Annotated in this window: 19 protein-coding genes and 2 pseudogenes; 8 read left to right on the top strand and 13 right to left on the bottom strand. The window is 71.0% G+C overall.

All coding sequences use genetic code 11. The features are described from left to right. The first annotated feature begins 122 nt into the window (after nucleotides 1-122). Complete coding sequence (locus tag AB0M99_RS19890; protein ID WP_365922263.1) at nucleotides 123-542, top strand: NlpC/P60 family protein; 420 nt, start codon at nucleotides 123-125, stop codon at nucleotides 540-542. A 76-nt stretch (nucleotides 543-618) separates the two neighbouring features. Here the strand turns inward: AB0M99_RS19890 and AB0M99_RS19885 are convergent, their stop codons facing one another. The 5 genes from AB0M99_RS19885 to AB0M99_RS19865 all read right to left on the bottom strand — a co-directional run bounded on the left by AB0M99_RS19885 (nucleotide 619) and on the right by AB0M99_RS19865 (nucleotide 6986). Then, a complete protein-coding gene (locus tag AB0M99_RS19885) occupies nucleotides 619-1833 on the bottom strand; it encodes a S8 family serine peptidase (protein WP_365922110.1) in 1215 nt (404 codons plus the stop codon). A 320-nt stretch (nucleotides 1834-2153) separates the two neighbouring features. Continuing rightward, nucleotides 2154-3440, bottom strand: coding sequence for an MFS transporter (locus AB0M99_RS19880; protein WP_365922108.1), 1287 nt, complete (start codon nucleotides 3438-3440; stop codon nucleotides 2154-2156). Continuing rightward, entirely contained in the window at nucleotides 3437-3976 is a 540-nt protein-coding gene (locus tag AB0M99_RS19875) for a winged helix-turn-helix domain-containing protein (protein WP_365922106.1), read from the bottom strand. The genes AB0M99_RS19880 and AB0M99_RS19875 overlap by 4 nt, the downstream gene beginning before the upstream one ends. A gap of 80 nt (nucleotides 3977-4056) precedes the next feature. Next, entirely contained in the window at nucleotides 4057-4809 is a 753-nt protein-coding gene (locus AB0M99_RS19870; protein WP_365922104.1) for an N-acetyltransferase, read from the bottom strand. An 80-nt stretch (nucleotides 4810-4889) separates the two neighbouring features. Continuing rightward, the gene (locus tag AB0M99_RS19865) at nucleotides 4890-6986 is read right to left on the bottom strand and encodes an MMPL family transporter (RefSeq protein WP_365922102.1); all 2097 of its coding nucleotides are present in this window, start codon (nucleotides 6984-6986) and stop codon (nucleotides 4890-4892) included. A gap of 159 nt (nucleotides 6987-7145) precedes the next feature. On the opposite strand from AB0M99_RS19865, the gene AB0M99_RS19860 reads away from it, so the two are divergent. Together AB0M99_RS19860 and AB0M99_RS19855 are read left to right on the top strand one after the other, a co-directional pair. Beyond that, nucleotides 7146-7826: a TetR family transcriptional regulator gene (locus tag AB0M99_RS19860; protein ID WP_365922100.1), complete on the top strand. Its 681-nt coding sequence runs from the start codon at nucleotides 7146-7148 to the stop codon at nucleotides 7824-7826. Next, nucleotides 7823-8560, top strand: coding sequence for an LmeA family phospholipid-binding protein (locus AB0M99_RS19855; protein WP_365922098.1), 738 nt, complete (start codon nucleotides 7823-7825; stop codon nucleotides 8558-8560). The genes AB0M99_RS19860 and AB0M99_RS19855 overlap by 4 nt, the downstream gene beginning before the upstream one ends. A 48-nt stretch (nucleotides 8561-8608) precedes the next feature. Here AB0M99_RS19855 and AB0M99_RS19850 read toward each other — a convergent pair whose 3' ends face one another. Continuing rightward, entirely contained in the window at nucleotides 8609-9001 is a 393-nt protein-coding gene (locus tag AB0M99_RS19850; protein WP_365922096.1) for a YciI family protein, read from the bottom strand. 320 nt (nucleotides 9002-9321) lie between these two features. Between AB0M99_RS19850 and AB0M99_RS19845 the strand changes: the two are divergent. Continuing rightward, nucleotides 9322-9912: pseudogene (locus tag AB0M99_RS19845) on the top strand (ankyrin repeat domain-containing protein); the annotation flags it as partial. 31 nt (nucleotides 9913-9943) lie between these two features. Here AB0M99_RS19845 and AB0M99_RS19840 read toward each other — a convergent pair. Then, nucleotides 9944-11674 (bottom strand): annotated as a pseudogene (locus AB0M99_RS19840) (CARDB domain-containing protein); the annotation flags it as partial. A 245-nt stretch (nucleotides 11675-11919) separates the two neighbouring features. On the opposite strand from AB0M99_RS19840, the gene AB0M99_RS19835 reads away from it, so the two are divergent. Beyond that, a complete protein-coding gene (locus tag AB0M99_RS19835; protein ID WP_365922094.1) occupies nucleotides 11920-12480 on the top strand; it encodes a hypothetical protein in 561 nt (186 codons plus the stop codon). A 292-nt stretch (nucleotides 12481-12772) separates the two neighbouring features. Here the strand turns inward: AB0M99_RS19835 and AB0M99_RS19830 are convergent, their stop codons facing one another. Both AB0M99_RS19830 and AB0M99_RS19825 read right to left on the bottom strand, forming a co-directional pair. Further along, nucleotides 12773-13243 carry a DIP1984 family protein gene (locus AB0M99_RS19830; RefSeq protein WP_365922092.1) on the bottom strand — a complete coding sequence of 157 codons (471 nt, stop codon included), beginning with the start codon at nucleotides 13241-13243 and terminating at the stop codon, nucleotides 12773-12775. Nucleotides 13244-13329: 86 nt separating this feature from the next. After that, nucleotides 13330-13899 carry a dihydrofolate reductase family protein gene (locus AB0M99_RS19825; RefSeq protein WP_365922090.1) on the bottom strand — a complete coding sequence of 190 codons (570 nt, stop codon included), beginning with the start codon at nucleotides 13897-13899 and terminating at the stop codon, nucleotides 13330-13332. 141 nt (nucleotides 13900-14040) lie between these two features. On the opposite strand from AB0M99_RS19825, the gene AB0M99_RS19820 reads away from it, so the two are divergent. Continuing rightward, a complete protein-coding gene (locus AB0M99_RS19820) occupies nucleotides 14041-14511 on the top strand; it encodes a DNA starvation/stationary phase protection protein (protein ID WP_365922088.1) in 471 nt (156 codons plus the stop codon). A gap of 18 nt (nucleotides 14512-14529) precedes the next feature. Here the strand turns inward: AB0M99_RS19820 and AB0M99_RS19815 are convergent, their stop codons facing one another. Further along, on the bottom strand, nucleotides 14530-15021 hold the full coding sequence (locus AB0M99_RS19815) for a GNAT family N-acetyltransferase (RefSeq protein ID WP_365922086.1): 492 nt from the start codon (nucleotides 15019-15021) through the stop codon (nucleotides 14530-14532). Between the two features lie 154 nt (nucleotides 15022-15175). Between AB0M99_RS19815 and AB0M99_RS19810 the strand changes: the two genes are divergently transcribed. Continuing rightward, nucleotides 15176-15910, top strand: coding sequence for a translation initiation factor IF-2 (locus tag AB0M99_RS19810; protein ID WP_365922084.1), 735 nt, complete (start codon nucleotides 15176-15178; stop codon nucleotides 15908-15910). Nucleotides 15911-16070: 160 nt separating this feature from the next. Here the strand turns inward: AB0M99_RS19810 and rph are convergent, their stop codons facing one another. Together rph and AB0M99_RS19800 are read right to left on the bottom strand one after the other, a co-directional pair. Beyond that, nucleotides 16071-18698: a rifamycin-inactivating phosphotransferase gene (gene rph / locus AB0M99_RS19805; RefSeq protein WP_365922082.1), complete on the bottom strand. Its 2628-nt coding sequence runs from the start codon at nucleotides 18696-18698 to the stop codon at nucleotides 16071-16073. Between the two features lie 165 nt (nucleotides 18699-18863). Continuing rightward, on the bottom strand, nucleotides 18864-19580 hold the full coding sequence (locus tag AB0M99_RS19800; RefSeq protein ID WP_365922080.1) for a TetR/AcrR family transcriptional regulator C-terminal domain-containing protein: 717 nt from the start codon (nucleotides 19578-19580) through the stop codon (nucleotides 18864-18866). Between the two features lie 179 nt (nucleotides 19581-19759). On the opposite strand from AB0M99_RS19800, the gene AB0M99_RS19795 reads away from it, so the two are divergent. Beyond that, nucleotides 19760-21364: a CocE/NonD family hydrolase gene (locus AB0M99_RS19795; RefSeq protein WP_365922261.1), complete on the top strand. Its 1605-nt coding sequence runs from the start codon at nucleotides 19760-19762 to the stop codon at nucleotides 21362-21364. A gap of 8 nt (nucleotides 21365-21372) precedes the next feature. Here the strand turns inward: AB0M99_RS19795 and AB0M99_RS19790 are convergent, their stop codons facing one another. Next, nucleotides 21373-22401 carry a PP2C family protein-serine/threonine phosphatase gene (locus AB0M99_RS19790; RefSeq protein ID WP_365922078.1) on the bottom strand — a complete coding sequence of 343 codons (1029 nt, stop codon included), beginning with the start codon at nucleotides 22399-22401 and terminating at the stop codon, nucleotides 21373-21375. Between the last annotated feature and the right edge of the window lie 142 nt (nucleotides 22402-22543).

Here is a 22543-nt window from a genome sequence, read left to right as displayed (position 1 = left end):
CCGTTGCCGCATCCGAACGCGGAGGTACCACGATGTCCGTCTCCAGGAAAGAATCCGAATCCCGGACCGCCCTGCAGGGTCGCCGACTTGTCCGTCGGCCCACCGGATTCGGCCCCCGCATCATGCTGCTGGTCTGCCTCTTGATCACCAGTACGCTGGTCGGCCCCGTGTCGCCGGCCAACGCGGCCACGCCGTACGGCGTCAGAGCGGTGGCCGTCGCGGCTTCCAAGGAAGGCGCACCGTATGCCCGCGGCGCCGCGGGACCGAAACGGTTCGACTGCTCGGGCCTGACGCTCTATTCGTTCCGAAGAGCCGGCAGAGAGCTGCCCCGTACCGCCGAGCAGCAGTACGCGCACACCTCTCGCATTCCGCGGAACAGGCGCGCATTGGGTGATCTGGTGTTCTTTCCCCATGGCTCGACCATGGGACACGTAGGCATCTACGCCGGTCACGACAAGATCTGGCATGCGCCCCGCCCGGGCGTCGGGGTACGCCTGGACCGCATCTGGAACAGGAATGCCCGCTACGGTCGGGCCGGTTGACCCCTGCGGAATCGCGGACGGGGCCGCCGCACCCCCCTCAGGTGCGGCGGCCCCACGCGTTCACGGACGGCTCGGCCTACTGTGCAGACACCTTCAGCAGCTTGTTCGGGGTCCCGCTGCTCGGGTTGGTGATCTTCCCCGGCGTGGCCCCTGCCGTCAGGGCCTGCGCGACCTGGGCGGGCGACGCGTCCTTGTGTCCGGCCAGGTAGAGGGCCGCGGCTCCTACGACGTGCGGGGTCGCCATCGAGGTGCCGGAGATGGTCTTCGTACCGCTGTCGCTGTCGTTCCAGGCGGAGGTGATGTCCGAGCCCGGCGCGTAGAGGTCCACGACCGAGCCGAAGTTGGAGAACGAGGACTGCGCGTCGTCGGCCGTGCTGGAAGCCACCGTCACGGCCTCGGGGACCCGCGAGGGCGAGCCCTGGCCCGCGTCGGAGGACTCGTTGCCCGCGGCGACGGCGAAGGTCACGCCGGCGGCTATCGACCGGCGCACCGCCTCGTCCAGCGCCTCGTCGGCGCCTCCGCCCAGGCTCATATTGGCGACCGAGGGCCCGCTGTGATGCTGCGTCACCCAGTCGATGCCCGCCACGACCTGCTCGGTGGTGCCGGACCCGTTGTCGTCGAGCACACGGACGGCGACGACCTTGGCCTTCTTGGCGACCCCGTGGGAGGTGCCCGCTATGGTCCCGGCGACGTGCGTGCCGTGCCCGTTGCCGTCGTCGGCGCTCTGGTCGTTGTCCACGGCGTCGAAGCCGTGCGCGGCCCGGCCGCCGAAGTCCTTGTGGCTGATCCGTACGCCGGTGTCGATGACGTAGGCGGTGACGCCCTCGCCGCCCGCGTCGGGGTAGGTGTACTTCTTGTCCCCCGCGGTCGCCGTCTGGTCGATGCGGTCGAGGCCCCACGACGGGGGGTTGTTCTGGGTGCTGTTGAGGGTGAACTTCTTGTTCTGGACGACCTTGCCCACCGACGGGTCGGCGGCGAGGCGCTTGGCATCGGTCTCGGAGAGCCCGGTTGCGGAGAAGCCGTTGACCGCGGACGTGTAGGTGCGATTGAGCTCGCCGCCGTACTTCTTGGCGAGCGCCTGCTTGTCCGCGTCCTTGTCGAGGATGACGATGTAGCTGCCGCCGAGCGCACCGGGTGCGCCGAGCCCGTACACCGTGCCCTCGGCCGGGGTGTTGGCGCCGGCGAGGGGGGACAGCAGCATGCAGACACCGGTTGCAGTGGCGACTCCCGTGGCCACTGCAAGAATCCGGAAGCCGCGCGAACGGGTGCGTGCGTGCTTGTGAGTTGACATGGAGAGAGTGCTCCTCGTGTTGACGTGTGGGGCGTCAAGGCGTGTTGCGTGAGCCCTCCGGGACCGGAAGATCGCCGGGGTTCAGGTCGAAACCCTGACCGATTACCGGAGTTGATTCAAGGCCGCCCCGCGCGTCAGCGTTATTCAACAAGGTTTCTCAAAGAGACCTCCCCGCCTGCTCCGCAGAACGATCACACTCTTCGAACCATCCACACATACGCACGGCTCTCGGATGCATTCGCGAACTCACGACATGCCCGGGGGCCGAGGTGCACAACACCGCGCTGGATCTGACGCTGTCTCGACGACCTCGCGGAGCCCTAAACGGCACGCTCCTGCACGGGGTCCCGCGATTCCGGGCGGTCCGGATCACCGACGGGGGCGGCGGCACGCAGCGCCGCCTCGACCCGGCGGTTGCTGGTCATGGTCGCGGTGATGGCGGTCATGGTGAGGAGGAGGCCGGCGGCGGCGTAGAGCGGGGTGCGTACGCCGTAGGCGGTGGCCAGCCAGCCGCCGAGGAAGGCACCGAACGGGGCGGCGCACATCGCGAGCATCCGGGAGGTGGAGGCGACCCGGCCCATCAGGTGGGCGGGGACGATCGTCTGCCGGAGGGAGGGCGCGAGCACCATCGTGGCGCCCATGCCCGCTCCGCAGACGGCGAGCGCGAGGCCGGCGACGTACGGGTTCGGCGCGGCCGCAAGGCCCAGGACGGCGAGTCCCTCGACTGCGGCCGTGCAGGTCAGTGCAGTACCGGTGCCGAGTCGCCGACCGAGGAAGGAGGCGATGCCCGCGCCGAGCAGACCTCCGGTGGCCTCCGCCGTGAGGAGCAGGCCGAAGCCGAAGGTGTCGATGCCGAGTCGGTCGTGCGCGAAGAGGGCGAGTACGGTCTCCACGGCCATGAAGGCGATGTTCCCGACCGCCGGCCGCAGCGCGAGCCCGAGGAGCAACTGATCCCGGAACACGTACGAGGCGCCGGCCCGCGCCTGCCGCAGCAGCGACTCGCGGGCCTGCGGTACGGGCCGGGGTACGGCAGGCAGCGACCGTACGAGCAGTGCCGAGAGCGCGAACGAGACCGCGTCGGCCAGCAGCGGAACCGCCCGCCCCAGCGCGAGCAGGGCACTGCCCGCGGGCGGCCCGGCGAAGCCGGACGCGGCGGTCTGGGTGCCGCGCAGGCGGGAGTTGGCGCGCTCCAGGAGCGCGGGGTCGCGGCCGAGCAGATCCGGCAGGTAGGCCGTGGCGGCCGTGTCGAAGAAGAGTCCGCCGAGGCCGAGGAAGAAGGCGACGGCCGCGAGCAGTGGAATGCTCAGCACGTCGAGCGCGGCCGCCGCCGCCGGTATCGCGAGCAGCACCGCACGCGCCGCGTCCGTGACCCACATCGTGCGCCGACGGTCCCAGCGGTCCACCAGGGCGCCGCCGAGCACCCCGAAGAGCAGCCACGGCAGCGTTCCGGCGGCCGTGACGACGGCGAGCGCCATCGGATCCCGCGTCAACGTCAACGCGAGCAGCGGCAGCGCGGCATGCGACACCCCGTCACCGAGCGAGGACACCGTCTGCGCGGTCCACAGCCGTCCGAACCCGGTCGGCAACTTCCCGATACCTGAGGTCACTTGGCCTCCTCCTCGGCCCGCTCGCCCGACGCCGGGTGGAACAGCGCGAAGACGAGCGACGTGTCCGGCAGCGACGGATCGGACATCTCGCGGTACTCGTCCGCCAGCGCCTCCAGCCGCGCCCCCAACTCCGCGAACTGCTCGTCGGTGAGCCGCAGATGCGCCATCCGCACGTGCCGCTCGGCGTCCACCGGCGCCGCCTCCAGGTCCGCCACCGCATGCCGCATCAGCACGTCCGGGCCTCCCTCACCCGGATCCGGCAGCACGATCGCCCGCGCGGCCATCGCGTAGTACCGCTCGGTGACCCCCCGGACCTTCCGCGTCCGCACCACCTTCACCAGGCCGGCCCGCTCCAACAGCCGTACGTGGTAGCTGGAACTCCCCTTCGCGAGGCCCACACGCTCGGCGATCTGCGTGATCGTCGCGGGCTCGAAGCGGAGCACGGCCATGATCCGGTGGCGCGTGAGGTTGGAAACGGCGCGCAGTTGCTCGTCGGTGGTGACGTGGAACGTCTCAGGAAGATCATCGGTAGGCATGCCCCCAATGGTCAACACTTCTTGACCATTAAGCAAGGGAATTTTGCCCGGACTTCCGGAACCGATCCGTCCGGTGCCGCCTACCGGAGGCGGTGGCGCACCCAGACGTTCGGCTCCACGTACGCCGCGTACCCCTGCTCCGGCTCGCACCGCACCGGGACCAGCGCTCCGGGGACGTAGACCGGTCCCTGAGTGTCGAAGGGCAGGCCGGTCCACTCCCGCCATTGGGCGACGGAGCCCGAAATGGTCATCGACAGCGGGGCCACGGAGTCGATGACCCCGCCCGCCCGTACGTGGACCCGCAGCCACGGATCGTGCGGCAGACCGTCCGCGCGGGTGCGGTACGCGTACTCGTGGATGGAGGTGTCCGGTTCGGCCGGCTTCCCGCTGGGCCGGACCGGCGCCACCACCTCGGCGAATCCCCGTGCGGCGGCGTTGTCCCGCATGGCGGCCAGCATCCGACCCGACAGCCCCTCACCCTGCCGGTCGGCGGCGACGGAGATCTCGATGGCGCTGACCGAGTCGGGCTCGATACCGCGCCGCAGGTCGGAGAAGGCCCACATGAGGACCTGGTCCCAGCCCCGCGCGGGCAGTTCGCCTTCCCCCCGGCCGGGCGCGCGCAGAGCGAAGGGCACGCTGAACCCGCGGGCCACCACGGCCGCGCCGTCGGTGGCGACGAGCACGTACTGCGGGAGTTCGGCCACCATCCGCGGGTACAGCAGCCAGCCCAGGGAGTCGTGCTGGGCGAACTCCGGCCAGGAGTCCTTCATGTCCCACAGGCGGGTGGCGAGTTCGGGGCGCTCCGCGAGCGTGGTGATCTTGATGTCTGTCATGCCCGAAAGGGTACGGCCGGACCCGACCGGTACCGCACTGCACCGCACTGCACCGCCCGCGCAGGTGTACGGCCGCGGGCTCAGGCGCGGATCCTCGGCAGGATCCGCTCCAGACGGCGGGGCAGCCACCAGTTCGCCCCGCCCATCAGGAACATGGCGGACGGCACGAGCATGAGCCGCACCACGGTCGCGTCGAGCACGACGCTGACGGCCAGGCCCACGGCGAGCATCTTCACCACGACCGTGGGCGAGGCGGCGAAGGCGAGGAACACCGCCGTCATGATCAACGCCGCGCTGGATATGACCCGCCCCGTCACCGACAGGCCGGTGCCGACCGCGAGGGTGTTGTCCCCGGTGCGGCGGTAGGTCTCGGCGACGGAGGAGAGCAGGAAGATCTCGTAGTCCATGGACAGCCCGAAGACGATCGCGAACATCATCATCGGCACGTAGGACTCGATGGGCACGGGCTCCGACAGGCCCAGCAGGCTGCTGCCCCAGCCCCATTGGAACACCGCGACGAGGATCCCGTAGGAGGCGGCCGTGGTGAGCAGGTTCATCAGCACCGCCTTGACCGGGATCACGACGCTGCGGAAGACGGCCGTCAGCAGGAGGAGCGCGGCGGTCAGCACGATGGCGATGATGTACGGGAGGCGCGCGGTGACGGTGTCCCGGAAGTCGAGCTGCCCGGCGGTGGATCCCGTGAGGTAGCCGCGCGCCCCGAAGGGCGCGAGTGCGTCCGGCAGGGCGCTGTCGGTCAGCTCGGTGTACAGCTCCCCGGTGGCGGCGCTCTGCGGCCCGGAGGCCGGGGTCAGCGTGGTGATCAGGAGCTTTCCGTCGGGACTGGCGGTCACGGGGGTGATCCGGGCCACCCCCTCGGTGGAGCGCAGGGCATCGGCCAGTTCCGCGCCGATGCGGTCGGCCGGGGCGGTCGCGTGGCTGACGTCGGCGACGACCACGAAGGGGCCGGTCGCTCCGGGGCCGAAGCCGGGACCGTCGGCCGCGGCGGTCCACTCGTAGGCGTTGCGGGTGACGGTGCCGGGGGCGTCCGCCCCGTCGTCGACGTGGCCGAGCCGCATGGAGAACATCGGAACGGCACACAGGGCCAGCAGCAGCGTGCCCGCCGTCAGGAAGGTCCGGGGCCGACGGGCGACGAGGGCGGCGTAGCGGTGCCATCCGTCGCGCTCCCCGCCCGTCTCGGCGACCGGCCGACGCACGGCGAAGCGGTCGATCTGCCGGCCCACCAGGCCGAGCGCGGCCGGCACCAGGGTGAGCGAGGCGGCGGCGGTGACCACCACGGCGATGGCGGCGGCCAGCCCGAGCTTGCCGATCAGGCCGAGTCCGCAGGCGTAGAGGCTCAGCATGGCCACCGCGACGGTGACGGCGGCCACCAGGACGGACCGGCCGCTGACTGCGAGCGTCCGGGAAGCGGCGGCGACCGGGTCGTGGCCGTCGAGGAGGTCCTGGCGGAAGCGGGTGGTGAGGAAGAGGGCGTAGTCGATGCCCACACCCAGCCCGATCATCGTGGCGAGGGTCGGCGCCGAGGTGGCGAAGGTGACGACGCCCGCGGTGATGCCGACCGCACCGAGCCCGACGCCCACACCGAGCAGCGCTGTGGCCAGGGGCAGCAGGGCGGCGGCGATGCTGCCGAAGGCCAGCAGCAGTACCAGCAGGGCCGCCGCGATGCCGATCAGCTCGGCCGTCCGGTCGTCGGCGGGCTCCCGGACCACCTGGTTCAGGTCGCCGCCGTACGCGACCTGCAACCCGGCGGCGCGGGCCGGGGCGGCGGCCTCGTCCAGCCGCTCGGTGTAGGCGTGCCCGAGCGTCTTGACCTGACGGTCGAAGGAGACGGTGGTGTAGGCGGTACGGCCGTCGGCGCTCGTGACCGGCGGCGAGGCGGCGGTGACGTGGGGCAGGGCCTTGAGGTCGGAGATCGTGCGGTCGACCGCCCCGGTGTGTGCGGCCACGGTGCCGGAGCCGACGTGGAAGACGACGCGCCCGCCGGGTGCGCCGAAGCCCGGGGCGGATGCCGTCAGGAGCTCGGCGCCCGCGTGGGACCGGCTGCCGGGGAGGGACACCTCGTCGCTGTACGTGGAGCCGACGGCCTGGCGGCCCGCGAACGTGGCGGCCAGGAGGACCAGCCAGGCCGCGATCACCCACACGGGGTGACGGGCGCACATGCCGCCGAGCCGACCGAGCCGGCCCGGTCGGCCGTCGCCTCGAAGTTGGGGGGATGACACCGCGCCTCCAAAAAATGTCAGGACTGACACGACTGACCATAGGCAGAAAGTGGCAGGACTGACAATTGACAGGGGTGACGCGGTTGCTAGGCTGCGGACATGCGCGCTGATCCCCTCGACGAGACCACCGGGACCGAGACCGGAACCGAGGCCGAGACCGGAACCGAGACCGGCCTTCGGCGCCGGAAGAAGGAGCAGACCCGCAGCAGGCTCCGCGAGGGGGCTGCCGAGCTGTTCGCCGCCCGCGGTTTCGCGGGAACCACGGTTGCGGACATCGCGGCGTGCGCGAACGTCTCCGAGCGGACCTTCTTCCGGTACTTCGACAGTAAGGAGGCCCTGCTGCTGCCGGACATGACCCTGCTGTTCGAGTACGTCGAGGCCGCCCTGGCCGCTCGTCCGCGTGAGGAGGACCCGCTCGACGCGATCTGCAACGCGCTGCTGACGGCGGCGCAGCCGTTCGCGGCCTCCACGCTCACGGCCCTGACCCACCCCATCGAGGGCGCTGAACCGCTGATCGCGGCCCGCCTCGTCGAGGCGTTCGCCGATTTCGAGGACCGCCTCACCCTCCTGATCGAGCAGCGGCTCCCCGCCGGTACGCCCGACGCGGACCTGCGGGCTGCGGTGATCGCGGGCGCGGCCATGTCCGCCGTACGCGCCGTCCTGCGCACCCGGCGCCGTCGCCGGCAGGCGGGCACCGACACCGGCGCCGACGCCGCACCCGCACAGCTCCTGATCAGCTCCTTCGGGATCCTGCACGAGATCGGAACCACTGCATCGTGAAGTTCAGCCGCTCCTCGCTCCGCCGTCCCGTCCCCCTCCTCATAGCCCTCGGGCTGACCGTCACGGCCGTCGGCGCCGCCACCGACTCGGTGGTCGAGGACATCGCCCGGCAGCGCATCGAGAAGGCGGCCGCGTGCCGGCTGTCGCCCGAGGGACCGGTCAGGGTGGAGCTGACCGACTCTCTCGCCGGACTGCGGTCGCTGACCGGCGCGCTCGGGACCGTTCACATCGAAGCGAGCCGCGTGCACCACGCCGACACCGAGATGGACGTCCGGGCCGACCTGCACGACGTCACCACCGACGGGGCGACGAGTGGGGGGACGGCCACGGCGAAGATCCCGTACGCCGCCCTGCAGAAGCGGCTGGCCGACACGGCCCCGGGCATGACCGTCGGCGGCGACGGGTCCGGCCTGACGCTGACCGGCCGGGCCGGGACCGGGGTTCTGAGCCTGCCCGTGACCGTCCACGCCGGCGTCACCGCCGCGGGCACCGGCCTCACCGTCACTCCGGACACCGTGACCGCGCTGGGCCGGACCATGCCGATCGAGTCCCTGTCGGGGCTCCCGGGCGCGGCCGGCTTCGCCGAGAAGCTTGCGCCGCGCACCGTCGAGGTCGGCGAACTCCCCGACGGCGCCCGCCTGACCGGTGCCCGCGCCGATGCCTCGGGCCTGGACGTGACCCTGTCCCTCCCCCGCTCCACGGGCGCGGCCGCCCACGGGAAGTGCAGCGCCTGATCGACGAGCCGCCGGGTACTCGGTGGTCCGATGCTCGGGACGGCCGGCTCAGGCCTCCGTCGGGTCCTCGGAGATGAGGTGCACCTCGACCGGGTCATTGCCGGGCTTCCCACCCGGTCCGGGACATGCCGACGCCCGCGCGGCGATCTCCACGGCACGGGCCTCGCTCTTCACGTCGACCACCCAGTACCCGGCCAGGATGTGGCCCTCCTGGCCCGGACCGTCGGTCACCTGGGGGCGTCCGTCGCTTCCGGCCCGCACCGTCTTCACCGACGACGGGCCGCCGAGGCCCTGCCCGTCCACCCATTCTCCGGCGGAGGTGAGGTCGTCGTTGAGGGCGCTCATGTGGGCGAACATGGCCTCCATGTCGTCCTTGGAGTACGACGACATGATGGCGTCCCACTGGGCGGCGGGCACGTTCATCTGGATCATGTACTTCATGTTCCTCACCCTTCCGGGGCTGCTTGGCTTCTCGGGGCTTTCACAGGGATAGACGGTCGGGCACCGCGGAACTCATCGGTGCCCGAGCAGAAAATCTCCGGCCCCTGGGTCGCGGCGGCCATTGTCTCGCCGGAGGGGCCGCCTTGCCCGGCAGCCACGGCCGACGCCCGACCGGTCGGTCGCGCCACGCCGCCGCGGTAGCGGATGCCGGGGCGCTTCGGATCAGCCGAACGGTTGACGGGCGGGTCGACCGGTCGGGGCGGGGAGGCAGAGACGGCGGGCGGACCGCCTGCCGGGCCGGTCCGGACCACGATGGGGACATGAACCCACACGACCGACTGCTGCTCGATGCCGCCGAGGCCGGGGACTGCGACGCTGTGCGCGCCGCGCTCGCCGCAGGCGCCGCTCGGGAGGTCCGCGACGAGGACCTCCGTACGCCACTGCTGCTCGCCGTGCTCGGCGAGCACGTGTCCGTGGCCGAGGTCCTGGTTGCCGCCGGAGCCGACCCCGATGCCGCCGACGCCCGCGCGGACAGCCCCTGGCTGGTCACCGGAGTGACCGGCAGCGTTCCCATGATGCGGTCCCTCCTCCCGGCCGGGCCCGATCTGACGCAGCGCAACCGCTTCGGCGGGGTCTCCCTCATCCCGGCCGCCGAACGCGGGCACGTCGGATACGTGCGGGCCGTGCTGGCGGAGACGGACATCGACGTCGACCACGTCAACCGGCTCGGCTGGACCGCACTGCTGGAGGCGGTCATCCTCGGCGACGGCGGCTCCCGCCACGAGGAGATCGTCCGGTTGCTGCTCGCCGCGGGCGCGGACCCGCGGCTCGCCGACTCCGAGGGGGTCACGGCGTACGAGCACGCGCTCCGGCGCGGCTTCGACGGCTTGGCCCGGCTCCTGCTCGCGGCGCAGGACGGGACCGGCTCCGAGGGCCGTTCCGGCGGACGGATTCGCGGCCCGAGGACTCGGTGGCGAAGTTGGTGTGGCCGAAGGTGCGCTTGGCGTCGCTCTGCAGCAGGGTTCCGGTGTAAGTCCCGGCCTCCGCCTCGTACTCGGTGTACGGGAGCGCCGCGCCCCGGCCGACCACCACGGCGCGGGAGTGGCTGTTGTTGTTCTCGTTGGTTTCGGTGACGAGGGAGGTCCCATCGGCGGTGGCCGTGAGGGTGGCCCCGCCGCTGACCGCCGTCCAGGTTCCGTTGATCGGCACGTTGACGGTCGCTCCGGCCGCGATCGCCGGGGTGGGGCCGTTGAGGGTGGTGGCGCCCGCGACGAGCCGGGTGACCGTACCCGCGCTCACGGAGGTGGTGCCGCGGTTGCGTACGGCCACGGTGAAGGAGACCGGTGCGCCGACGGCGGGGTTGGCCGGGTCGGTGGTGATGGAGAGGGCTTCCAGGTCGGGGCCGGGGGCCTGGCCGACGACGAGCCTCGCCGCAGCGGTGCGGCTGTTGTTGGTCTCGTCCTGCTCGGCGACGGTGCCGGCCGGGTCGACGACCGCCGAGACGGTGTAGCTGCCCCTCGGGCGCTTGCCGGCGGAGACGGGGACGGTGGTCGAGGAGCCGGCGGCGAGGGCGCCGACCGGGGCGCTGCCCGCGACCGCGCCTTCGATGCTGACGTTGACGGAGGTGGCCGCGGAGGCGACCGTACCGGCATTGCGGACCGTGGCGTTGACGGTGACGGCGTCGCTCTCGGACGGGGCCGCCGGGGACCAGGAAAGGTCGGTGACGGTGAGGTCGGGGTTCGGGGCGGGGGCGCCGATGACCTGGAATTCGGCTGCCTGGCCGCCGCCGGCCCCGGTGTTGCCGGAGAACTTCAGCTGGACGTCGGCGACTCGGCCGGTGACCGGGACGGTCGCGGTGTTCTGGTTGCCGGCCGGGCTGAAGGCGTAGTCGGCGCGGGCCTTCAGGGAGGTGAAGCCGCTCGCCGACTGCTCGCGGCCCAGAATCTCGAAGCTCTGCGTGCGGTTGGACCAGGCGGGATCCGGGTTGAGTTTGAGGACCACCCCGGTGACGTCGGCGTTGGAGCCGAGCTTCACGGTCAGCGTGGACTGCTGACCGGCGGCTTCCCAGTAGCTGGTGACGCTGTCGTCGTTGGCGTTGGACGCGACGAACGACTGGGTGGTGGAGGAGGCCTCGATGGGCTTGGCCTTGGCCAGGTTCACCCCGGTCGGGGGCGGGGTGCCCGGGTCACCGGGATCTCCCGGGTCCCCACCGCCGGTGGCCCCGTAGACCTCGAACTCCGCTATCTGGGCGGCCGGCCAGCCGGTGTTGCCGCTGATGCTCAGCCGCACCTGACGCACGGTCCTGGCGGCGAAGGCGATGGCCACGGTGTTGGACCGGCTCGGATCGAACACCCACCCCGCGGAGGCCGACAGCGTGCTGAAGGTGTTCCCGTCCGTGCTGCCCTGGACGCTCAGCGTCTCGGTACGCGTCTCCCACGCGGCGGGCAGCTTCAGCACCACCTGGTCCACGGGGACGCTGCTGCCGAGGTCGACCTGGATCCATTGCGGGAAGGCGCCCGAAAGGCTCTCCCAGTACGAGCCCTGATTGCCGTCGGTGGCTCCCGCGGCGGCGTACCCGCCGAGGGAGCCGCTCGCGGTGACCGTCTTGCCCAGGGCGAGGTTGGGGCCGCCCGCGGCGGCTGCGGAGGCGCCGGGCACCAGGCCGAGGGCCATCAGACCGGCGACCAGCAGTCCGGCCAGCAGCCACCCGCCGCCCCGGTGCCGTGATTTTGCGCAATGATCTCTGGTTTTTGAGTGATCTGATTGCTGATATGCGGTCATGGCGCCACAGGTTTCTCTCAGGTGACGCATTTGTCAACGCCTCGCGCACACAAGGACGTTGAGCAGGACTTCCTCGTACGAGTGATCACCGGTGTGTCCCCGCACAGGAGCACCTCGCGCCCGCCAAGGATGCCGACATGCACACTCACTCGCCGTTGCTGCGCCGTGGCTTGCTTGCGTTCGTGGCCGCCGTCGCACTGTTGACCACCGCCGCCTCCTCCGTGGCCTCCGCGTCAGAGGCTTGCGGCTCCGTCATCACCGCCCCGCTCTCCCCGCCCGTCAGCGCCGACGACCCCTGCCCCAGCACCGATCCGGTCGTGTGCCGCATCCGCGTCCTGCCGTACGGGGAGAAGGTCGAAGCCCAGCGCACGCGGATGCGCTACCACGACCTCCTCGAGGACATGCACCGGACCGAAGCCGACATGCGGGCGGCCGGGTTCTCCGACGAGGAGATCGCCAGGGAACTGGTCGACATGCGCAACCAGGCCAAGGAGATCACTCGCGCCGGCATGACCCCGGAGGAGGTCCGGATCCTGGAGGAGCGGAACATCGCCAAGTACGGCAACCCGCTCGGGCCGACCGCGGACCAGCTCTACGTCAAGTACGGCTCCTGGCAGAAGGTCACCGACGCGTCGATGCGGACCAGTTACGCCGTCGACCGCGAACTCAGCCTCGAGTACCGCCCCTGCCCCGTTTAGGCCCCGCCGCGCGCGGCCCGGGTACGACACGGCGCCCGGGCCGGGAGCTTGAACTCCCGGCCCGGGCGCCGTCCTGCGATGCGGATGCCCCGAACCCGCCCTCGTCACGACCGGATCTGCACGTGGTGATGAAATGTGCGCGATGCGCTGTGACTCGTCACGCTGCTGAGCTGCACTGTCGTCTCGGGATTCGAACCCGACGCGCTGCTCTCCGCGCACCAGCCGGGCCGGTAACCGCCGGCCCTCGGTTGTGCACGCCTCCGGAGCAACTACCTGCTCCACACCGCGGGTCTCAGTCCAGCAGGTCGGCCTCCCAGTTGGTGCGCTGGATGCGTACGTCGATCTCGCGGATCTCGCGGGCGGCGTCATCGGCGCGGGAACGCAGCTCGGCGACGGGCAGCGCGGGGAGCACCATCAGCTCGGAACGCAGCTGCCGGCCGTAGCCGCGGTCCCCGCCGCCCGCGGCGGCGTCGGCAGCCGAGGTGAGCACGGAGTGGCGCAGGCGCAGGGTGTCGCGGCGGGCGAGGGCGTCGGTGAGGGTGCCGTCGGCGCCCATGTCGACTGCGGCATTGGTCCGGTTGATGCGCCGGATCAGGGACTCCAGTGCGTCGAGGGTCTCGGTGACCTCGGCCAGCAGCCCGACCGGGTCCTCGGCGGGGGTCTCGCCCTCTTGGTGGCGGGCGTTGGCCACGATGCGGGCCCGAAGTTGTTCGACGCGGCGAGCCGCCTCCGCGCGCTCCGCCAGTGCTTCGCCGAGCTTCATCGTCGTGGGTCCCGTCCCCTGGTGTCGTTCGCCCTTCGCGGTGCGGCACTGAGGTACCGCTGCGTGATCACCCTACGTCACATTCCTCAGGGCTTGCGCGCCTCGCGGTAGCGGAGGTAGACGACTCCTGAGCTGAAGGTGCGGGTCTCGACAAGTTCGAGATCGGCCCGGCGCTCGCTCCGGGGAAAGTACGGAATGCCGCCGCCGACCAGTACCGGGTAGACCACGACCTGGTACTCGTCGATCAGACCCGCCGCGGCCGCCTCTGCGGCGAGAGTCGCGCCACCGATCGCGATGTCTCCCTCCCCCGGCTCGGCCCGCAGCCGCTCGATCTCCTCCGCCAGGCCGCCGGAGAGCAGGCGGGCGTTGCCTTCCACCGCCGACAGCGTGGTGGAGAACACCACCTTGGGAAGCGGGTTCCAGAGCGCCGCCCACTCGCGCTCGGGGGCGCCCAGCGATGGATCCTGGGCGGCGGTCTCCCAGTACAGCATCGTCTCGTACAGCCGTCGCCCCAACAGGTGGACGCCGACCTGTTGGATCTCGTCGATCCAGAAGCGGAAGACCTCCTGGTCGGGGTCCGTCCAGTCGAAGCTGCCGTCCGGCCCGACGATGTAGCCGTCCAGTGAAACACCCATCGAGTAGGTCACGCTGCGCATCAGAAGTCCTCACCTTGGGAGCAGGTCCGACACTACGACCGTAGGCCGCCGCAGGACCCATCCATTGCAGGACTTTCGCCCCTTCTGGTGCATTTAGACAGGATCTAGGGTCATATTGAATCCGAAATCAGGAGGAGTCGCATGTACACAGTCAAGAGCACCCTGCCGGAGGCCGGCCTGAAGGCCGTCGCCGACGCCCTGCAGGGGTCACTGGAGGACCTGGTCAACCTCACCCTGGCGGCCAAGCAGATCCACTGGAACGTGGTCGGCCCGCGCTTCCGCTCCGTACACCTGCAGCTCGACGAGGTCGTCGACACGACGCGCCTTCACTCGGACGCGGTCGCCGAACGGGCCGCGACCCTCGGCGTCCCTCCCGACGGGCGCGCGGCGACCGTGGCACGCAACGGCGGCGTCGGGGCGGTGCCCGAAGGATGGGTCAAGGACGCGGACGCGGTACGCACCATGGTGGAGGCGCTCGGCGCCGTGATCACGCGCATGCGGGAGCGCATCGAGGCAACCGGTGACGCGGACCCGGTCAGCCAGGACCTCATCATCGGCATCACCGCGGACCTCGAAAAGCACCACTGGATGTTCCAGGCCGAGAACAGCTGACAACTGCCACCAGGTTCATCAGCCGCATTCTTCGGTCTTGAACGTACGGAACCCACGGCGCTGGTAGTTGGGCAGCGCGTTCGGGTTGTCTTCCGACGACGTGTGCAGCCATATCCGGCTCACGTCCGGCACCAGTTCCCAGCCCTTCCGGATCGCGAGCGTCAGCGCGTGGCCGCCGAGGCCCTTGCCGGTGAACTCCGGCAGTAGCCCGAACGTCCTGATCTCGACGTCGGCGTCCGGATGGAGGTCGTAACAGACCACGCCCGCCGGCTCGTCCGCCACGGTGAGCAGCCAGCACGTCCGGCCCGGGTGCTCGACGAACCACGCCTCCCACTCCTGCGGGCTGCGGCGGGCGCTGCGCCACCGGTACGGCGCACCGATCCTCGCCACCAGGTCGGGAACCAGCGACAGGTCCCCATCGACGGCGACGAGCACCATGCCCGGGACCGGATCACCGGGAACCAGTTGGGTTCGGTCAGTCATCTCGACATACGTCACGATCTTCGTCACCCGCACAAGGCTACGTCCAGGTCGGCGGCCCCGGCCAGGGCCGCCGGCCACAGCGTGGGCCGGCGAGCCCGCCCGCCGGCTGAGTACGATCACCTACCCCGGCCTGAGTACCTGAACGGTGGCCCGCCGCGCGCGGCGCCGGAAGGCTGGACGCATGCGCCGACTGCTGCTGCTCGCCCCGCTGTTGCTGTTCACCGCCGGATGCGGGGTGGTGCAGTCCGCCGAGGACGAGGCGACGGACGACGCACGGGAGGTGGCCAGGAAGGCGGGCGAGCGGCTCTACGGCCAGCGTCCGCGCACGGCGGAGGAGGTCGGACGCTCCGCTTCCGGCATCGACGGGGTCGAGGTACTGCGGGTGACCGGTACCTCGACCCACGACGGGGACGGCGTCGACGTGGTCGTCCGCACCTCCGGCACGGCGCACAAGGGCTGGCTCGCCCCTGAAGAGGTCGTCGTGCGGCGCTGCTTCAAGGTGCAGGTGTCGCCCGAGTCGGAGTGGAGTGCGGATCCCCGTGGCGTGGACTGCCCCGATGGCCCTGCGATGACCTTCGCCCCTCCACCCGAACCGCCCCGGCTGCCGTACGAGGAGCTCCGAGCGAAGCTGCCCCGGGTAGCGGAGGGCGGACAGGTGGACGAGGCCGAGGTGCGCCGTGCGCTCGCCGCCCTGGCCCTGGATCCGGCGATCCGTACCGAGGTGAAGGCGGACGGCGGTCGGGTCGGCGTTCTCCTGTCGGTCAGGGGCAACGGCTTCGACCCGCAGGACTGCCTTCTTGCCCGGGTGGACCCCGGCGCCACCGAGGTGTGGGTGCCGCCCCGCATCCACAGGATGCCCGGAGAGGGCGGCTGCGCCGTCGGCAACGCCCTGACCCCGAAACCGTCGCCACACTGAACGCCGGTCAGGACCCCGGACCACTCGTCCAGGGTCCGCTTCGCCCGCTCTACTCCGCCGTCAGGTCCGGGGAAGTCGACGGAACCCCCGTGGGGTTCGCCGACGGAATCGGCACCCGGGTCGGGGCAGCTCGATTTCCACACGCAGGAACGGGCGACCGTCAGGACAGGATCTCGATGTAGCCGTCGGTTCCGTGGACGCGGATCCGCTGGCCGTCCTGGATGAGGTGGGTGGCGCGGTCCACGCCCACGACGGCGGGCAGCCCGTATTCGCGGGCGATCACCGCTCCGTGGGTCATCAGACCGCCCACCTCCGTCACCAAGCCGGCGATTCCGACGAACAGCGGCGACCAACTGGGGTCCGTGAACGGCGTGACCAGGATGTCGCCCGCTTCGAGATCGGCCTGCGCGATGTCGAGGACCACGCGGGCCCGCCCCTCGACCGTCCCCGCGGAGACCGGTACGCCGATCAGGGCGCCGGCCGGGGCGTCGTCGCGCCGGTACGACCCGGTGAGCGCCTCGCCGTCCGAGGTGAGGACCCGGGGCGGGGTGAGCGCGTGGTAGGCGCGGAACGCTTCCTTGCGCTGCTGGACGAGCTGGGCGTCCACCTGGTTCGAGCGCACTGCGTCGTGGAGTTCCTGGAACGTGAGGTAGAAGGCGTCCTCCGCGGTGGAGAGGACGCCGGCCCGCACGAGGCGGCCGGCTTCCCTCAGCAGAGCCTGCTTGTAGAGGAAGTAGCGGGAGATGATGCCGTACTTCGGGTACTCCCGGTACCCGATGAAGGTCCGGACCCGGTCGATCATGCCCTGCGTCTCGGCGGCCTTCCGTTCCCCGTCGGGCAGGGCGCGGAGGCGCGACAGTACGTCCTGCTCCATCTGTCGGGCCTTCTGTCGGCCCTGCTCGAAACGCTGCTCGGCGGCGCCCGGCGCGAAGTTCCGTACGTTGTCGAGGATCGCGGGCAGGAGCGCGGCCGGGCGCTCGCGCCAGCGCGGCCTCGTGATGTCGATCTCGCCGACGCAGCGCACGCCGTAGCGGTCGAGGTACGCCTCGATGGCGTCGCGCGCTTCGGTGCCGCCCGGGAGCTTGGGCAGTCCGTCGAGGAAGTCGTCGCCGTCTGCCTCCCGGTCCCTGGTGTCCTGGAGGAACACCACCACCTCGGTCAGCGGGCGGATCACGTCCGCGACGTCGAGCAGCGCCAGTCCCATCTCCGACGTGATGTTGTCGGGGGCGGACAGGGTGAGCGTGTCAGCCGCGTTCTTCTCGCCGAGCCATTCGAGCAGCTTGTCGTTGAGCCACCACGTGGCCTCCATGCCCGCCATGATCGCCTGCATGCTCAGCGGATCGCTGAGGACCTTCCGGTGCTCCTCGAACGCCTCTTGCAGGAGGTACTCGAACAGCGCGGGCCCGTTCCTCTCCCCGATGCCGTGCTCCAGCGCGGAGATGGAGGCCCGGCTGCGCTCGATCAGCCCGCTGACGACGGCCGGATCGGTGGCGATGGGGTCAGGCGCACCACCACCGCCGCTGTTGCCGGGAACGGGGTCCGGCTGGGACGGTACGAAATCGCCGCGGTCGAGGACGGTCTGCAGAGCGTCCTTGATCAGCGGATCGCCCTTCTCCATGGCGTCCAGCAGGGCGGCGCGGCTCGCGGGCGCGGCCAGGCGCCGGGTGACGTCGACGAACAGCCGCCCGCCGGCCTCCTGCATCGGGACCATGGCTGTGAGCTGCCACATGGAGAAGCCCAGGGGCTTCATGGGGTCGGTCATCATCTGCCCGTGGCCGACGGAGACGTAGACGCGGTTCTCCAGGTCGCCGCCACCGCCGCCGTCGACGGGGACGGGGAACAGCGTGGTGATCGGCCGGCTCTGCACGATCCGGAACTCATCGCCGACCAGGCACCACTCGATGTCCTGCGGGCAGCCGAAGTGCGCTTCGATCCGCCGCCCGAGCTGCGCGAGCCGCACGGCCTGCGCATCGGTCAGCGCCGGCTCCTCCTGCTGCTGCGCGTCGATCGCCACTTCGCGCGTACCGCCGGACGGCAGGGCGTGAACGGCCAGGTGCTTGGCGGCGATCGTCCTGGCGACGACCTCGCCGTCCCTCACCTTGAAGACGTCCGGGTTCACCAGGCCCGAGACCAGGGCCTCACCGAGGCCGAATCCGGCGTCCACCGTGGAGACCTTGCGGTGGCCCGTGACGGGATCGGCCGTGAACAGGATGCCGGAGGAGTCCGGGAAGACCATCCGCTGTACGACCACGGCCATGTGGACCGTCCGGTGGTCGATGCCGTTGCGCTGGCGGTAGGTCACGGCCCGCTCGGTGAACAGCGAGGCCCAGCAACGGCTGACGTGCCGCAGGATCTCCTCCGGCCCCACGACGTTCAGGTACGTGTCCTGCTGCCCGGCGAACGAGGCCGTCGGCAGGTCCTCCGCCGTCGCGCTGGACCGGACGGCGTAGGCGGCATCCCCTCCGAACCGGGAGAGACCGCGGTTGATCGCCGTCGCGAGATCGATGGGGACGGCGATCTCCTCGATGGTGCGGCGGATCTGCGCGCTGAGCGTGCGGATCGCCTCGCGGTCGTCGGGGTTCGCACGCGAAAGGTCATCGAGCTGGTCGTCGAGCGACGGGGCTTGCACCACGGCCTGCCGGAAGGCTTCGGTCGTCACGCAGAAGCCTTCCGGGACGCGGATGCCTTCGATCCGCGACAGCGTGCCGAGATGCGCGGCCTTCCCGCCGACGAGGGCGCCCTGCTGCGCATCGATGTCTCGGAGTTCCAGCACGTACTGATCAGTCACTGCGGTCCTTAATCCTTGCCCGATACCCGCTACGAGGGACGATTCTGCACCTCGCCCGGGGCCTTGCGGCAAGCCCCCCAGTGCGCTATAAGTTGAGAGTGGCAAGGAGATCTCTCTCCTTGCCTTTTGTGTTTGCCCGAGAGACCGACGGGCCGCCGAGCGGCATCAGTCGGTGTCGAGGCCGTCGATCAGGCGGTTGAGGAACCGGGTGAAGGTGGCCTCGGGGCTGAGGAGGCGTCCGGGGGCGGCCAGGGCTTCGGCGAGTTCCGGGTGGCGGCCGTCGGCGGCGACGGCGGCGAGGTAGCGGGCCACGGCTGCGCCCCGGTCCGGTGATCGTGAGACTGCTGCCTGCGCGATCTCATGGGCAACGTGCCCCGCCACGAATGCGGTGGTCTGTGCGAAGACCTCAAGCTTCGCCGCGCCGTCCAGCCCGGTGGGCCGCAGGACGGCGAGTACGTGTTCCAGGAAGGCCAGTGTGTTGGGGCCCGGAACGCGACGTGTGGCCAGGGCGGCGGGCAGCCAGGTGTGGCGCAGCATGTGGGCGCGCTGGAGATGTGCCACGGTCTTGAGATCGGCACGCCAGTCGCCGCTCGGCGGGTCCGTGACCGTGAGTTCGCCGCTGACGTGGTCGACCATCAGTTCCAGCAGCGTCTCCTTGTCGGGGGCGTAGCTGTAGAGGGACATGACGCCCGCTCCGACCTCGGCGGCCACCCGTCGCATGGTGACCACTTCGAGTCCTTCCGCGTCGGCCAGAGCGACGGCTGCCGCGGTGATGGCCTCCCGGCTGAAGGAGGGCCTGCGGCCCCTGCGGGGCTCCGTGGGACGCAGCCAGAGCTGTGCGGGATCGACGCCCCCGGCACCGGAGCTTCCGTCACTGGACACGGCCTCGCACTCCTTCCCTGGTTGTCGAGGCGGCTCTTGCCAAGGTCATCCAAGCATGCTCTATTCTCGTACATCGTACGAGAATAGAGGAGGTCACCATGCCATCACGCATGCCCGACACCGCCGCCAGGCCGGCCTGGGTCCCGCCCGCCGGAAAGCCGCCGCTGTCCTCACGGATGATGAGGGCGACCTGGCGAGGCCTGCCGGCCAAACGGCACGAGGCCGGATGGGAGCCGGGGCTGGTGGTGCCGGCCGCCGACGGCAGCCCGTTGATCACCGACCACTACTTTCCGCGCGCCCAGGGCGACTTCCCCACCCTCCTGGTCCGCTCCCCCTACGGCCGAGGCCTGCCGTGGTCGCCCCAGTACGGCCTGCTCTTCGCCGAGCAGGGCTTCCACGTGGTCCTGCAGAGCTGCCGCGGCACCGGAGGCTCGGGGGGCGCGTTCGACCTGTGGCGCAACGAGGCCGCCGACGGCCGGGCCACGGTGTCCTGGTTGCGCGAGCAGCCCTGGTTCAACGGAACCCTGGGGACCGTCGGCCCCAGTTACCTGGGCTACGTGCAATGGGCCCTCGCTTCGGACCCGCCGCCGGAACTGAAGGCGATGGTGGTGCAAGTAGGGCTGCACGATCCGTACGCCCTCTTCCACGCGGACGGTGCGCTGCGCCTGGAGAACGCCCTCGCCGTGGGCGTGGGCATGAACTACCAGCACCAGGGCATGGCACCGTTCCTCAGGGCGGCACTGCGCCTGCAACGCCGCCTGCGCCACGTCATCATGGCGCAGCCCCTGCGCGGGGCGTACGCGTCGGCCTTCGGCGCCGAACTGCCCTGGCTGAACGACGTGATGGCACACCCGGACCCCAAGGACGCCTACTGGCACGGCGCGTCGACGGCGGAGTCGGCAGAGCGGCTGCGCGTGCCCACGGCTCTGATCACCGGATGGCACGACGCACTGGCCGACCAGACCTTCGAGCAGTACGAACGGCTGCGCCGGGCCGGATGTGAGACCTCCCTGCTCGTCGGTCCCTGGACCCACACTTCCGCCCTGCAACAAGGGTGGTCCGAGGTATTCACCGAGAGCCTCGCGTGGCTGCGCACCCACTTGTGCGCCGATCCCCCCGGCTCGCGTCCCACTGCGGTGCGTGTGCACATCGGCGGCGAAAACGCCTGGCGGGACCTCGACGACTGGCCGCCGGCCGCGGCCACCGTCCCGTGGTACCCCGTTCCCGGCGGGCACCTCACCCAGCAGGCCCCGACGGACTCCGCACCCGTGACGGCGTTCCGCTACGACCCGGCCGATCCCACGCCCTCCCTCGGCGGCCCGCTGCTCTCCCGCACCGCCGGCCCCCGGGACAACGGAATCCTGGAGGCCCGGGACGACGTCCTGACGTTCACCGGCCCACCGCTGACCGAGCCCGTGGACGTCCTCGGTCCCGTCTCCGCACGGCTGAGCGTCTCCACGGACACCGGACACGCCGATGTCTTCACCCGTCTGTGCGACGTGGACCCGCAGGGCCGCTCCGTCAACGTCTGCGACGGGCTGGGCCGGCTTCGGACGACCGGCTCGGCGCCCTCGCAGGTCACGGTGCGGATGAGTGCCACCGCCCATCGCTTCGCCGCAGGTCACCGCATCCGCTGGCAGATCAGTGGAGGCGCCCATCCGCGCTACGCCCGGCCTCCCGGCACAGGAGACTCGCCGCTGGACGCCACCGCCTTCACGCCCGTACGCATCACGGTCCACACGGACTCGGCGTTGCTGCTCCCCCGCAGCTCCGGGCGCGCGTAGTCCTCGGCTCACAGCCGTACGGCGAGGGCGGCGATGTCGTCGTCAAGGCGCCCTCTGCTGTAGCGCAGGAGATCGCGGTGAAGAGCGGTGAGCAGTTCGCGGGGCGGTGTGGGGGGCTGTCGACGCATCCAGTCCGCCAGCGGGAAGAACTCGCCGTCGCGGGCCCGGGCCTCGGCGATGCCGTCCGTGTAGAGGAGGAGCAGGTCGTCGGGGGCGAAGTCGAAGGTGTCGACGTTGTACTGATCACCGATCAGCTCCGAGAGGCTGAGCAGCGGTGAGGGGGTGGCGGACTCAAGGACACGGAGCCTCTCGCGGTTCAGGAGCAGCGGCGGAGGGTGCCCGCAGCTGAGGACATCGATACGTCTGCCCTCGTGCGGGATCTGGACGAGAAGGGCAGTGGCGAAGCGCTCCATCGGCCCCTCGGGGGGAAACGCGGCGTTGTAACGCGTACTGCTGGCATCCAGCCTGCGTGCGACGTTGACGATGTCGGTCTCGCCGTAGGCCGCCTCCCGGAAGGCGTTGACGATCGCCGCGGCCGCCCCCACGGCCGGCAGGCCTTTGCCCCGCACGTCACCGATGAGGAGCCTGACCCCGTACGGCGTGTCGACCACCTCGTAGAAGTCCCCGCCGATACGGGCCTCCGCGGCGGCCGCGACGTACAGCGACTCGATCTCGATGCGGCCGATGCGGCGTGGCAGGGGGCTCAGCACCACCTGCTGCGCCGCGTCGGCGACGAGCCTCACCTGAAAGAGGGTGCGCTCGCGCTGGAGCCGTACGTGGCTTCCGTACGCGGCGGCCACGGTGACCGCGATGATCCCCGCGGCCGTCCACCACGTCCCCAGATCGGGGAAGACGAGGCTGAGGCCGATCATCAGTAGGAGGCAGGCCGTCCCGAGCAGGACGGTGGGGAGGACCGGCCACATGGAGGCGGCCAGCGCCGGCGCCGCGGGCAGGAGGCGGCTGAAGGCCATCTCCGGCGGGGTGGTGTAGGCCAGGCTGGCGATGACGACGGTCAGGATGACCGGCGACAGCCGCACAAGTCTTCCCCGGCCGCGGCGCCTACGGGGCCGTGGCCGTCCAGACTCGATCACGCTTCTCAGAGTATCCGCGCAATGACGACATAGCGCTCTGACGAGCAGCGTCGGCTGCCGGCCGCACAGCGGCGCCGACCGACCCACC

Origin of the sequence: Streptomyces sp. NPDC051183, assembly GCF_040682455.1 — a bacterium.
GTDB lineage: Bacteria > Actinomycetota > Actinomycetes > Streptomycetales > Streptomycetaceae > Streptomyces.
The sequence above is the reverse complement of the archived record's forward strand: the minus strand, read 5'-3'. Positions and strand labels throughout refer to the sequence as shown.